The organism is Sulfitobacter sp. W074 (assembly GCF_025142275.1).
GTDB lineage: Bacteria > Pseudomonadota > Alphaproteobacteria > Rhodobacterales > Rhodobacteraceae > Sulfitobacter > Sulfitobacter profundi.
This window is the reverse complement of sequence record NZ_CP081130.1, coordinates 819,352-831,473: the sequence shown is the minus strand read 5'-3', so window position 1 is coordinate 831,473 and position 12,122 is coordinate 819,352. Positions and strand designations below refer to the sequence as shown.

Below are 12,122 nucleotides of genomic sequence, written 5' to 3'. Positions count from 1 at the left end.
TGACTTACGTCTCGTCTTTGCCGCGACGCGCGCGGTAGACGCGCTGGAAGACGACCAGCACAAGCAGCGTCACCAGCACCCAGATGGCCCCAACGATCCAAGGGCGGTACTTGGCCAACATCTGCGCAAGGCTGGTGCGGTCAGGGTAGACGACATCAACAAGCGGGCTGCGGTCAGTGGCAGTGGCAAGGATCACCCCGTCCTGCCCGATGAGGGCCAGATCGCCCCGGTCCAGCATCATGGGCCGCTCGGGCGTCAGTTCCGGTGCCGGGCCGTTGCCCGGACGCAGCCACAGACCACGGGTATCGCCACGGGTGACGATCTGCACCACACCAAGGCGCGACAGGTCTTCGCCCGAATAGATCAAGTTGTCTTGACGGTCGCGCACCTCAATGCGGCCCTGATCAAAGGTGATCAGCGGGTCGCCATCTCCGGGGTTTTGCTCAGAGATCACAAAGAAAGGCTCGTCCCCTTCAAGCGCGTCAACCGAGGCGCGGGGCAGGATGGTGGCACGGTCCGGGATCACGCTGCCCGCAACGCCTGCGAGCCACGGCAGTGTTTGCGCGAAATCCAGCGATAGATCGGGGTCGAGCACGACCTGAACGCCATTGCCGAACTCTTGCCGCAGGGCAAAGAAATCCTGATCCTGCGGCGCGGCATCGGAAAGCAACAAGGCGCTGCCAGGCAGGATCTGCGCCGGATAGCCCTGCGGTTTGAACCGGCATTCGCCGCCCGTGGGCTGACGCTGGACCGACACGCGCAGCAGGTTGTCGCGCCCCAGCAGGCCGCTGGGCACAGAAAAGGTCAATTGCTCGGGCTTGCCACTGCCAAGCGGGCGGTTGCCCAAAAGCGTGTCATTCAGAAAGACCGAGGCCGTCGCCCCGCGCCCTTCGGGATCAAGCGCTGCGGCCACATGCAGGTTAACACCGGCCACGCCCTTGCCCGCCGGAAGATCCGAGGACTGGAACGGAACAAAGAAGTCTTCGGTCGAGACCACGGCGCGCGGGGTGAGATCGGCCTGCAAAGCAGAGAGCGGCAAGCGGTCATCGAACAGAGCCTGAGCCCCTGCCACATCGACCACGGTCGCATCCGTGTTCGACAGGGCCGACCATTCCGACATCATCTGCCACAGCCCCACCTGCGGATCACTGCCGCGCAGGGTCAAGACCGGCAGGCCCGTTTGGGTGTCCACGGCCATCTCACTCGCCACGCCAGAGGCAGTCACGTCAAGCTGGATGACACCTTCGGACCATGCGCCCGCCGGGCTTGCCGTTTCCTCAGCAAAGGTCAGTCGCCCTGCCTCGGCGTCAAACAACGCCGCGGCGCGGGTCGCGGCAGCCAAGGCGGCGAGAGAATCGTTTCCGTTGATCGCAAGGCGCGTATTCGCAGGACGCAGCCCCGCGAAGGCAGCCGATGTGTCGATTTCCGAGGGGTCCAGTTGCAACGTCACGGAAGACGCCGCCGTGATCTCAAGGAAATCCCCCGAGGCACGCTCGTCCACACAGACCCGATCACTAAGGGCGCCGGAATAGGACAGGCCCACGGCGATAAACCCGCCAGAGACGTCTTCGGGGCTGAGCGGCACGGGCAGGCTCAGGCGCCCTGCCCCATTCGGCAGCGCCTGCGAAGTCACGGGGCGGCCCGCGACCGACACTTGCAAATAGCGGTCCACCTCGGTGGTGGAGGCGTGTTCAAGCTCTAGCTGCAAACTGCCCGAGTTCAGCGCATCCGCGTCGGGCAGCGGAATATAGATCGTCGCATTTCCAGACAGTTGGCGGAAAGAAATGCCGTTTTGAAACCCAAGCTCCGCCAGATCGAAGGTCCGTGCGATCAGCCCCTCTTGAACCTGCTCCGCGGGGGCACGCGCCGCGTCCTCACCCGTGGTCGTTTGAGCGTGAACTTGAAACGGCAGCAAGGCCGCCAACAAACCAATTGCGGGATACTTCATGGAAAGGCTTTCTTAGATATTTTCGACGACGCTATTGGCATCGGCCAGAGCCGTCTCAATTATACGAACATCATCGGCTGACAAGGGCGAAGAGGACTCATCGGCATCTTCGGCGACGCGCAGCCCCTTGCGCAGACAATCTTCAATCTTAAGGTATTCCAGCATCGCGGCGTTCCCGGCCAGATCGTGCAGCATGCGGTGGACCTTGCGCGCTTTCGTCTCGCGCGGATCGGCCCCGTCCGTCTCGCGCATTGCGTCAGAGACGGCCTGCAGGCGATCCGGGATCCCTTCGATAAAGCGTTTTCGCGTGGCGGCAACGCGCTGCTCATATGTCTCGGTAGGTGCCACAGATTGTCCTTCGTACCAGCCCGCAACCGGGCATAGATCGCGCGTTTAGATTATTGTTCGAAACCTGTCAGAATTATGGCGTGGAGGGTAAATCCCCACGTTTTTAAGAGAGAACGCGCAAAATTTTGGGCCGTTGAATTTGGGCAGTCTCTGTGCTGCCCGCCGAATGCACCCCCCGCTCAAGACGACGACGCCCCCGGCCAAGATGAAAGACGGGCGCGGCATGTCGCGCCCGTCTCTTGGTATCAGCTTTCCAGCGCCGCGAGGACCGCATCAGCGGTGATCGGCAGATGCCGTACCCGCGCCCCGGTGGCGTTGAAGATCGCGTTGGCAACCGCCGGCGCGATGACCGTGGTGCCCGGCTCGCCAAGACCGACGGGCGCTTCCGTGCTCTCGACAAAGGCCACTTCGATGTCCGGCACATCAACCATCCGCAACGGCGTATAAGACCCGAGGTTGAGATCAACGACATTGCCGTCTTCGATCCGCGTGCCCTCATGCAGAGCCATGGACAGGCCCCAGAGCGCCGCGCCTTCGCATTGCGCGCGCGCCCCGTCGGGGTCGACCACGGTGCCACAATCGAAGGCCAGCCACATCTTCTCGACAGCGACCTCGCCCGTTTCGGCATCCACCGCCAGTTTGACCGCGGCTGCGGTCCAAGTTGGCATGGTCCGCGACTGACCAAAGGTGGTGGCGATCCCGATTGCCGTGCCCTCGGGCAAGTCGGTCTTGCCGTAGCCTGACATCTCGGCCACGCGCTGCAAGACAGCCGCCTGACGCGACGCACCGCCAACCGCATTGGGCGCAGAGCCCGCGTTGATGCCTTCGGCCTTCAGGTGATCCAAACGGAACTGCAACGGATCGGCATCGACCTTATGCGCGGCCTCGTCCATGAAGCTTTCGACAGCAAAGTTGGTCCAGCCCGGCCCGACCGAGCGCAGCCAACCGGGACGGAAGGTCGCATTCGCCAGATCGTTGGAGATCGCCCGCACGCGGTGCGCGCCCACGCTGTACCAGTGATCCGCACCGTCGATGGCAAAGGGATCATAGGGTTCTTCGTTGACACCTTTGGGCATGAAACCCGGTGCCATCACCTGTGTCGGCCAACCGGCGGCGGCGTGGTGTTCCATGCCCGTGACGGCTTTGCCATCGTCAAACGCCATGCGCAATTTCTGCACCGAAGGCGAGCGAATGCTGTCAAACTGGGCGTCTTCCTCGCGGGAGAAGACCAGTTTCACGGGCTTGCCCACAGCCTTGGACGCCAGCGCTGCAGGCACGATATAGTCACCGTTCAACCGGCGGCCAAAGCCCCCGCCCAGCATGTAGCTGCGCATCACGATCTTATCGGCGGGCACCTCCAACGCGACGGCCAGCGTCGGCAGGATCAGCGATTGCCACTGGTTGCCCGCATGAGTTTCCCAGACGCCATCGGCGTTCTGGAAGACGGTCGCGTTCACCGGCTCCATCTGGAAGTGCAGCACGGACTGCGTGGTGTACTCGGCCTCAAGCGTCTCGGTGGCGGCGTCGAAAACGGCGCTGGTCTCGGGCTGTTCCGTGTGCAGGATCGACCCGGCATCGCTTCCGATCAACTCGCGCGAACGGGTTTGGATATCGTCCTCGGACACATCAGCCGTTTCGCCTGCGGTCCAATCGACGCTGATCTCATAGGTGGCCATCCGCGCGGCGTGGAGCGTTTTGCCCAGCACCACAACCCAGCCGGGCACGGTGCCCGATGGGTCATCCAGCACCACGGTCTCAAGGTAGCCTTTGACCTCTTTCGCGGCGCTGTCATCGACAGAATTGACCTTGGAGCCATAGCGCGTTGGCGGCAGCATCGGCACGCCGTAGACCATGCCATCGACCTTGGCATCCAGACCATAGATCGCCTGACCGGTGGTCTTCGTATCCAGATCAAGAGGATGCACGTCTTGGCCCACAAGACGCAGATCGGCATGGGGTTTCAACGGCAGGGCTGCCAATTCGTCTTCGGTAAAGCTCCGGTCAAGCCCTTCGGCCACCAGATCGCCGTAGCTAATGCTCTGGGTGCCATCGGTCACAGCACCGTCGCGGGCGGTAAGGCCAGAGGCGTCAACGCCCCATTTAGCCGCTGCCGCTTCGATCAGCGCAGTCCGCCCGGCAGCGCCTGCCTGACGGTAAACCGGCCAGCTTTGCCAGATCGACCAGCTGCCGCCGGTGACCATCAGGCCCCATTTCTCGGCTGAATCCACATGGGTGATGTGCACATCTTCCCACGCGACTTCCAGCTCATCGGCCAGAATACGCGCGATGGCGGTGCCGACGTGCTGGCCCATTTCGGCGCGGATGATGTTGACGTTGACCTGACCGTCGGCGTCGATCCAATACCACATCGACGGCTCGAACGTCTGGCCGTTTGGCATGATCGGTGTGCCATCTGCCACAGCGGGGTTCATCGCGGCGTTCGACGCCTGTGGGAAGCCAAAGGCAACGCCAGCGGCGGTCATGGACACCAGAAACCCACGGCGGGTCATTTGCGATTGATTGTCGGAGCCTTTCAGGCGGGACATCAGATTAGCCATTGTCGGAGCCTCCCATTGCGGTGGCGGCGTCGCGCACGGCTTGGCGAATACGGGGATAGGTCATGCAGCGGCAAAGGTTGCCGGTCATCACCGCGTCGATGTCTTCGTCGCTGGGGTTCGGCGTGTCTTGCAACAGCGACGCCGCCTGCATGATCTGACCCGACTGGCAGTAGCCGCATTGCGGCACGCGCAAGTTGCGCCATGCCTCTTGAACGGGGTGATTGCCCTTCTCGTCCAGCCCTTCGATGGTGGTAACCGACAGGCCCTCTACATCCCCGAGATAGGTGATGCAGGACCGTGTGGCGGTGCCGTCGATATGCACGGTACAAGCGCCGCAGGCACCGATGCCGCAGCCAAACTTGGTGCCGGTAAGACCGATTTCATCGCGGATCGCCCACAACAGGGGCATGTCCGGGTCTGCGTCGACAGAGATCTGCCGCCCGTTCAATTCGAATTTTATCATGAAGTGATTGTCCCTTGGGGTATGCTTTGCCTGAGGTGAGCGCGCGTATAGTTGCCCTGACGTGAGGGGCTGTACATAGGTCTAATGCCCGGCAATGACAGCCGCAGACTGCCCCGATCACGGAATTGTCAGACCGGGCACCCGCGCGCAGATCCCGGCCTTAGGGTAGCTCCTGCGCGCGTCTTAGACGTGCTGCCCGCCATTGATCTCAATCTCGGTACCCGAGACATAAGAGCTTTCCTCACTACACAGGAAATAGATCGCCCGCGCCACCTCATCCGGCTGGCCGAGGCGGCGCATGGGGATGTCGCGCACGATCTTGTCGGTGCCTTCGCTGAGGATCGCCGTCTCCACCTCGCCCGGTGCGATTGCGTTCACCCGCACGCCCAGCGGGCCGAAATCATGGGCCATTTCACGGGTCAGCGCGGCAAGCGCCGCCTTGGATGTCGCATAGGCCGCACCGGCGAAGGGATGCACCCGCGACCCGGCGATAGAGGTCACATTCACCACCGATCCGCGCCCGGCAGAGAGTTCATCCTGAAGCCCCCGCGCCAGCACCACGGAGGCAAAGAAATTCACATGAAACACCTGCCCCCACGTCCGCAGATCGGTGTCGAGCGTGCTGAGCCGCGCGCCATCTTCACCCTTTGGCGAAATGCCTGCATTGTTGACCAGCGCATGCAGCGGGTTACCGTTCAGCAGCCGCTTGACCTGCGCGACCGCCTCAATCGTCTGGTTCGGGTCGCTGAGATCGACCTGCACATGATCCTGCGCCCCACCGGGCCAAGGGCATTCGGGCGAGAATGCCTGACGCGAGCAACCGATCACCCGCCAGCCCTTGCCCGCGAAAGCCTTGGCCGTGGCATGTCCGATGCCCCGGCTCGCCCCTGTCAAAAGCAGCGTCTTTTGGTCGTGAACCGCAGTATCCATCGCTTGATCCAAATCTGGCATAACGCCTGAAATAGCGCCCTAGTCGGCAGCCGCCAGCGCGCGTTCATAATCCTGCCCCGGAATAGCGTCGAGCAGGCTGCGCGTATAGGCGGTATCGGGATCGTGCAACACTTTGCTGACCGGCCCGGCTTCGACGATCTGGCCCTTTTGCATGACGATGATCCGGTCGCAGATCCGCGCCGCGACCCGCAGGTCGTGGGTGATAAAGAGCATTGATAGGTTCAGCCGGGTCTTCAACTCGGCCAGCAGATCAAGCACCTGCGCCTGAATGGATACATCGAGCGCCGAGACGGCCTCATCCGCGATGATGATCGACGGCTCTAGCGCCAGCGCGCGGGCGATGCCGATGCGCTGCCGCTGCCCGCCTGAAAACTCATGCGGGAAACGTTTCATCGCGCTTTCATCTAGTCCGACGAGCTCGAGCAGTTCACGCGCCTTGGCCTTTGCCTCTTTATCCGGCGTGTCATAGGCGATCAGCCCTTCGGTCAGGATACGCGAGACACGGGCGCGCGGGTTGAGCGACGAGAACGGGTCTTGAAAGATCATCTGCAACTTGCGCCGCTGCGCGCGCAATTCCGCGCCGGACATATGGGCGATGTCGACGTCATCCATCAGCACCCGACCCCCATCTGGATCGAGCAGACGCACCAGACAACGCCCGACGGTGGATTTGCCCGAACCGGATTCTCCGACGATGCCGATGGTTTCACCTGCGTAGAGCTCAAAGCTCACGTCTTGCACGGCTTTCACCACGCGGCGCTTGCCAAAGAGCGTGCCAGAGCCGGTCGAAAAGGTCTTTTGCAGCCCTTCGACCTTGAGCAGCGGCGCGCGCTCTACCTGCTTGGGCGCGTCGGTCTGGGTCAGCCGGGGGATCGCGTCGATCAGGGCGCGGGTGTAGGGGTGCTGGGGTTTCAGCAGCACCTCTTGGGCCGGACCAGCTTCGACGATTTCGCCCTTTTTCATGACGATGACCCGGTCGGCGATATCGGCCACCACGCCAAAGTCATGGGTGATGAAAATGACCGCCATGCCACGCTTGCGGCGCAGGTCTTCGATCAGCGTGAGGATCTGCGCTTGGGTGGTAACATCAAGCGCCGTCGTCGGCTCATCCGCGATCAGGATATCAGGCTCCAGCGCCAAGGCCATCGCGATCATCACCCGCTGCCGCTGCCCGCCCGACAGTTGGAAGGGATAGGCCCGGATCGCCGCTCGCGGGTCGGGAATGCCGACCTCCTCCAACAGTTTCAACGCCCGCGCACGCCGTTCCGAGCTGTTGAGCGCGCCATGCGCCTCAAACACCTCGGCGATCTGCGCGCCGATCCGCATCAGCGGGTTCAGCGCGCTGAGGGGTTCCTGAAAGATCATCGAAATGCGGCTGCCGCGCAGCTTCAACATCTCTTTCTCAGACAGGCCGAGGATCGACTGGCCGTCAAAGGTGATGCTGCCCTTGTCGGGTTCAACACCTTGCGGCAGCAGCCCCATCACCGCATTGGCCGACATGGATTTGCCCGACCCGCTTTCGCCAACGATGCAGAGGATCTCCCCCGGTGCGAGGTCAAAGTTGATGTCTTTGGCGGCATAGAGCCGGTCCGCCCCCACGGGCAAAGCGATAGACAGATCACGGATGCTAAGCAGGGTCATTCGGATTTCCTCGTCAATCGCGGGTTCAGCGCGTCGTTCAGGCCCTCGCCGATCAGGTTCAGCGCCAGCACGGTCAAAAGGATCGCCATCCCCGGCAGGAACGACAGCCACCATGCGGTGCGGATCACAGTCCGCGCGGCCCCGATCATATAGCCCCAAGACATGATGTTCGGATCGCCCAGCCCCAGAAAGGACAGTGAGCTTTCCAGCAAGATCGCCTGCGCCACCATGAGCGAGGCCAGCACGATAATGGGCGGCAGCGCGTTGGGCAGGATGTGGCGGGTGATGATCTGAAGGTTGCCGAGGCCCGACAGGCTTGCCGCCTCGACAAACTCGCGGGTTCTGAGCGACAGCACCTCGCCCCGCACCAGACGCGCCACCGGGGGCCATGACACGATGGAGATCGCGATGATCACGAAAGTCAGGCTGGGCTGAAAGATCGCCAAGAGCACGATCGCCAAGGCGAAGCTGGGGATGGTCTGAAAGAACTCGGTAAAGCGCATGAGCGCATCATCAATCCGCCCCGCGAAATACCCCGCCGCCGCCCCGACCGGCACCCCGATGGCCAACGCCACGATGGTCGAGACCAGCCCGACCAGCAGGCTCACATAAGCGCCATGGGCCAGCCCTGCCAGCACATTGCGGCCAAGCGCATCGGTGCCCAGCATCAGCCCATCTTGGGTAAATGGCGGCAGAAAGGGGCGCTGCACCATTTTCCACGGGCTTTGCGGGAAAAGGATGGGCGCGAGGATGGCCGCGGCCACGACGAAGGTCAGGATGACCAGACCAATGACCGCGCCCCGGTTATAGCTAAAACGTTTCCAAAAGCTCATCATGTTGTCAGCCTTATCCGCGGATCAACAATGACATAGATGACATCCGTGATCAGGTTGAACAGCAGCACCATGGCCGCCGAGATGTAAAAGACCCCAAGGATCACGTTGTAATCTCGCTGGTTGATCGCCTCGAACATCAGCCGCCCGATGCCGGGCCATGCAAAGACGGTCTCGGTCAGGATCGCCCCGCCAAAGATCTGCCCCGCCTGAAGCCCGGCCAGCGTGATGACCGGCAAAAGCGCGTTGCGCAGGATGTGGCGCCGCTGGATCACGCCGCGGGTCAGCCCCTTGGCACGGGCGGTTTTGACGAAATCGAGCCGCGACACTTCGAGCATCGAAGCCCGCGTCATGCGCATGTAGATCGCCGTGAAGAACAGCCCCAAGGTACTGGCCGGGAGGACGAGGTGTTTGGCCACGTCCAGTACATGGGCAAACCCCGTATAGCCCGCCCCAATGGTCGAATAGCCAAAGCCCGGCAACCATTCGAGCCAGACTGAGAACACCAGCGTCGCCATCAGCGCCACCCAAAACAGCGGTGTCGCGTAAAACAGCAGCGCGAAGGTCGAGATCAGCGTGTCACCCCATCGCCCCTGCCGCGCGGAGGCCGCGACACCGGCGGTCACGCCCAAGACCAGAGACAGCACAAAGGCCACGCCGGTCAGCAGAAGCGTCGCAGGCAGGCGGTCGCCGATCATCTCGGCCACCGGCATCTGCTGACGGAAGGAATAGCCCAGATCAAGCTGCACCGCGCCTTTGATATAAAGCCAAAGCTGCATGTAGAGCGGTTGATCCAGCCCGAAACGCGCCCGCAGATCTGCAAGGAATTTCTCATCCGCCGCCCCGGCTTCGCCCGCCATGACCGCCGCAGGGTCACCCGGTGCCGCATGGATCAGCAGGAAATTGAAGACAAGGATCGCCAGCAGGATAAACACCGCCTTGACCAACCTGCCCAATATGAAACGTATCACGCTATCCGCCCCGTGTTGTTCTAAGGTGCGTCCGAGCCGCCGAAACGGCTCGGGCCTTGAGCGTTGTCGCTCTTTTTATTTGTCGATCCACACGTCGCGGAAACCGTCGTTCACCCCAAAGGCGGTGTTAACGGGGTTCTTCACGTCGCAGCGGTAGATCGTGGGGAAACCCAGTTCCAACAGCCAGATGTTCGGTACATCTTCGACGATCTGATCTTGGATTTCTTTATAGGCGGCCTTGCGCTCTTCGGGGCTGGCCATCAGTGCCGCTTCGGCGAACAGCTTGTCCGTCTCGGCGTTTTGATAGTTCGCAACGTTGTTCCAAGGCGAACCGGGGGCGGCGTTGTCGCCCATATAGGTCCGCGAAACGCCAAGTGCCGGATCGCCGTATTGGTAGAGGTAGGTAAAGGCGAGATCATAGTCACGGTCCGCGACTTTCTGGTTCCAGCCCGCCACGTCCGACGGCACGATCTCGGTCGTCATGCCGATCTCGCTCAGGTTTTGTTTAACGGCTTCGGCCCAACGCTGCCACGTCTCACCGTAGGGCAAACCCAAGATACGGATGGTTTCGCCGTCATAGCTGCTTTCTTCCAGCAGGGCTTTGGCTTTCTCCGGATCATAGGTGATGTCCGGCGTGTCGCCATCATAGAACCGTGTGGAAGACGACAGTGGCCCGGTCGAGACCTTGCCCAAGCCATTCCAAAGCGCGTCCCTGGCGAACTGACGGTCGACGCCATGCATAATCGCTTTACGCACATTCACATCATCAAGCGGCGCGTTGTCGTTGTTCACCCACATCCAAGACAGCGGGCCGAAGTATTCCCAGCCCTTGTCGGTGATGCAGGTGTTGTCCATCGCCTGAATGCGCGCCACGTCGAAGTTTTCGACCGAGCCGCCGGGCAGCACGTCGACCTTGCCGGTCTCATAGGCCACCGCGCGCGAGGCCGCATCGGGGATCACGTGGTAATAGACTTCGTCGACGTAGGGCTTGCCCTCCATGTAGTAGTCTTCGTTCTTCACCAGATGGATGAAGCTGCCCTTTTCCCATTCGTCGAACTTGAACGGGCCGGTGCCGATGGGCGTGTTGTTCGCCTCATTGTTGGCGAAATCCGTGCCTTCGTAGATGTGCTTTGGGATCATCGGCGCGGTGCCGGGCTCAAAGATACCGATGAAGGGGCCGAAGGGCTGCTTTAGGTTAAAGACGACCGTGTGATCGTCGGGCGTCTCGATGCTCTCGACATGCTCCATATAGGTGCGCATCCGCGAGTGGCTCTCGCGCAGGAACTTATCCATGGAGAATTCGACATCCGCCGAGGTGAAGGGCTCTCCGTCATGGAACACCACACCTTCGCGCAGCTTGAAGGTATAGGTCTTGCCGTCCTCTGAAATCTCCCAAGATTCCGCCAATTGGCCTTCGGGTTTCAGATCGAAATCATAGCGCAGCAGGCTTTCATAAATATCGCCGCCGACCATCTGTGTCGGGCCGTTCTGCACAAGGCCGATCATCAGGCTGGGCGGTTCGGGCTGGATCACAACGTTGAGCGTGCCGCCGGACTTTGGTTCGCCATCCTGCGCGGCCAGTGGCCCGGCCAGTGCCAGCGCCAGAACGGCTGCGGTTAATTTAGTGGTGTGTAGCATGTAAATCCCCATTGGTTTTGCTTTGACTCGCCCAGTGACAGCGTCCGCTCTGGTGTCGGCTTCTTGCAGTCGCTCGGGTGATGGCCGCGCGATGCGCAGCGCTTGAATTGCTCATTCGTCTATGGTGAACGATTGGATGTATCTGATGATCCCCTCCTTTGCGTCATCTATGTCTGCGCGCATCTCCGCGGCAGCCGCCGCAGGATCGCGACTTTCACAGGCGGCAATGATCGCCTGATGATGCCGGACCAGCCCCAGTTGCTCCCGCGCATAGTACCCGGCAATCAGCGGCCCCATGCGCAGCCACAGCCCGCTGAGTATCGCCAGCAGAATGGGCATCTCAGCCGCCTCCACCAATGCGAAATGGAACTCCTGATTGTACTTGACCGCCTGCGGCCAACGCCCGGCCACGGCTGCGGCCTCATTCCGCTCCACGATCTTTTTCAGGCGGCGGATTTCCTTGGGGCCCACCATCTCGGCGGCGCGGCCTGCGGCGAACCCCTCCAACTCGCGCCGGATGCTTGCGATCTCAAGATACTGCGCCTCTGTCAGCACCGGCACGCGCACGTCGCGCATGCTGCGCTGGATCAAAGCCTCATCCCGCAAGAGCCGCTGCACCGCGTCGCGTACCGGGGTCGAACTGGTGCCCAACCGCTCAGCCAACCCGCGAATGGTGACCTTTTCATTCGGGCGCAGCTTGCCTTCCACCAAGTCCTGACAGACCCGATCATAGATCGCATCGCCCAATGAAACTTGACTGATCTCGGCCAT

The 12,122-nt window shown here is 61.8% G+C and carries 10 protein-coding genes; all 10 read right to left on the bottom strand.

The features are described 5' to 3' along the window. Positions 1-4 precede the first annotated feature (4 nt). A complete protein-coding gene (locus tag K3762_RS04005; protein WP_132444959.1) occupies positions 5-1,948 on the bottom strand; it encodes a cellulose biosynthesis cyclic di-GMP-binding regulatory protein BcsB in 1,944 nt (647 codons plus the stop codon). 12 nt (positions 1,949-1,960) lie between these two features. Further along, positions 1,961-2,296 carry an Hpt domain-containing protein gene (locus K3762_RS04000; protein ID WP_132444957.1) on the bottom strand — a complete coding sequence of 112 codons (336 nt, stop codon included), beginning with the start codon at positions 2,294-2,296 and terminating at the stop codon, positions 1,961-1,963. 245 nt (positions 2,297-2,541) lie between these two features. Next, positions 2,542-4,842, bottom strand: a complete 2,301-nt coding sequence (locus K3762_RS03995; RefSeq protein WP_132444955.1) for a xanthine dehydrogenase family protein molybdopterin-binding subunit — start codon at positions 4,840-4,842, stop codon at positions 2,542-2,544. 4 nt (positions 4,843-4,846) lie between these two features. After that, on the bottom strand, positions 4,847-5,317 hold the full coding sequence (locus tag K3762_RS03990; protein WP_120350382.1) for a (2Fe-2S)-binding protein: 471 nt from the start codon (positions 5,315-5,317) through the stop codon (positions 4,847-4,849). 183 nt (positions 5,318-5,500) lie between these two features. Beyond that, a complete protein-coding gene (locus K3762_RS03985; protein WP_206054309.1) occupies positions 5,501-6,247 on the bottom strand; it encodes an SDR family NAD(P)-dependent oxidoreductase in 747 nt (248 codons plus the stop codon). 39 nt (positions 6,248-6,286) lie between these two features. Continuing rightward, positions 6,287-7,909, bottom strand: a complete 1,623-nt coding sequence (locus tag K3762_RS03980) for an ABC transporter ATP-binding protein (protein WP_132444951.1) — start codon at positions 7,907-7,909, stop codon at positions 6,287-6,289. Continuing rightward, positions 7,906-8,745: an ABC transporter permease gene (locus K3762_RS03975; protein WP_082849458.1), complete on the bottom strand. Its 840-nt coding sequence runs from the start codon at positions 8,743-8,745 to the stop codon at positions 7,906-7,908. The genes K3762_RS03980 and K3762_RS03975 overlap by 4 nt, the downstream gene beginning before the upstream one ends. Continuing rightward, positions 8,742-9,713: an ABC transporter permease gene (locus K3762_RS03970; RefSeq protein WP_067630932.1), complete on the bottom strand. Its 972-nt coding sequence runs from the start codon at positions 9,711-9,713 to the stop codon at positions 8,742-8,744. The genes K3762_RS03975 and K3762_RS03970 overlap by 4 nt, the downstream gene beginning before the upstream one ends. A gap of 75 nt (positions 9,714-9,788) precedes the next feature. Continuing rightward, entirely contained in the window at positions 9,789-11,363 is a 1,575-nt protein-coding gene (locus tag K3762_RS03965; RefSeq protein WP_409202466.1) for an ABC transporter substrate-binding protein, read from the bottom strand. A gap of 99 nt (positions 11,364-11,462) precedes the next feature. Next, positions 11,463-12,122, bottom strand: a complete 660-nt coding sequence (locus K3762_RS03960; RefSeq protein ID WP_120350377.1) for a GntR family transcriptional regulator — start codon at positions 12,120-12,122, stop codon at positions 11,463-11,465.

Coding starts and splice junctions, on each gene's coding strand:
- K3762_RS04005 (WP_132444959.1), bottom strand. CDS start 1,948: ATGAAGTATCCCGCAATTGGTTTGTTGGCGGCCTTGCTGCCGTTTCAA.
- K3762_RS03995 (WP_132444955.1), bottom strand. CDS start 4,842: ATGTCCCGCCTGAAAGGCTCCGACAATCAATCGCAAATGACCCGCCGT.
- K3762_RS03980 (WP_132444951.1), bottom strand. CDS start 7,909: ATGACCCTGCTTAGCATCCGTGATCTGTCTATCGCTTTGCCCGTGGGG.
- K3762_RS03960 (WP_120350377.1), bottom strand. CDS start 12,122: ATGGCCGAGATCAGTCAAGTTTCATTGGGCGATGCGATCTATGATCGG.
- K3762_RS03965 (WP_409202466.1), bottom strand. CDS start 11,363: ATGGGGATTTACATGCTACACACCACTAAATTAACCGCAGCCGTTCTG.
- K3762_RS03985 (WP_206054309.1), bottom strand. CDS start 6,247: ATGGATACTGCGGTTCACGACCAAAAGACGCTGCTTTTGACAGGGGCG.
- K3762_RS03975 (WP_082849458.1), bottom strand. CDS start 8,745: ATGATGAGCTTTTGGAAACGTTTTAGCTATAACCGGGGCGCGGTCATT.
- K3762_RS03990 (WP_120350382.1), bottom strand. CDS start 5,317: ATGATAAAATTCGAATTGAACGGGCGGCAGATCTCTGTCGACGCAGAC.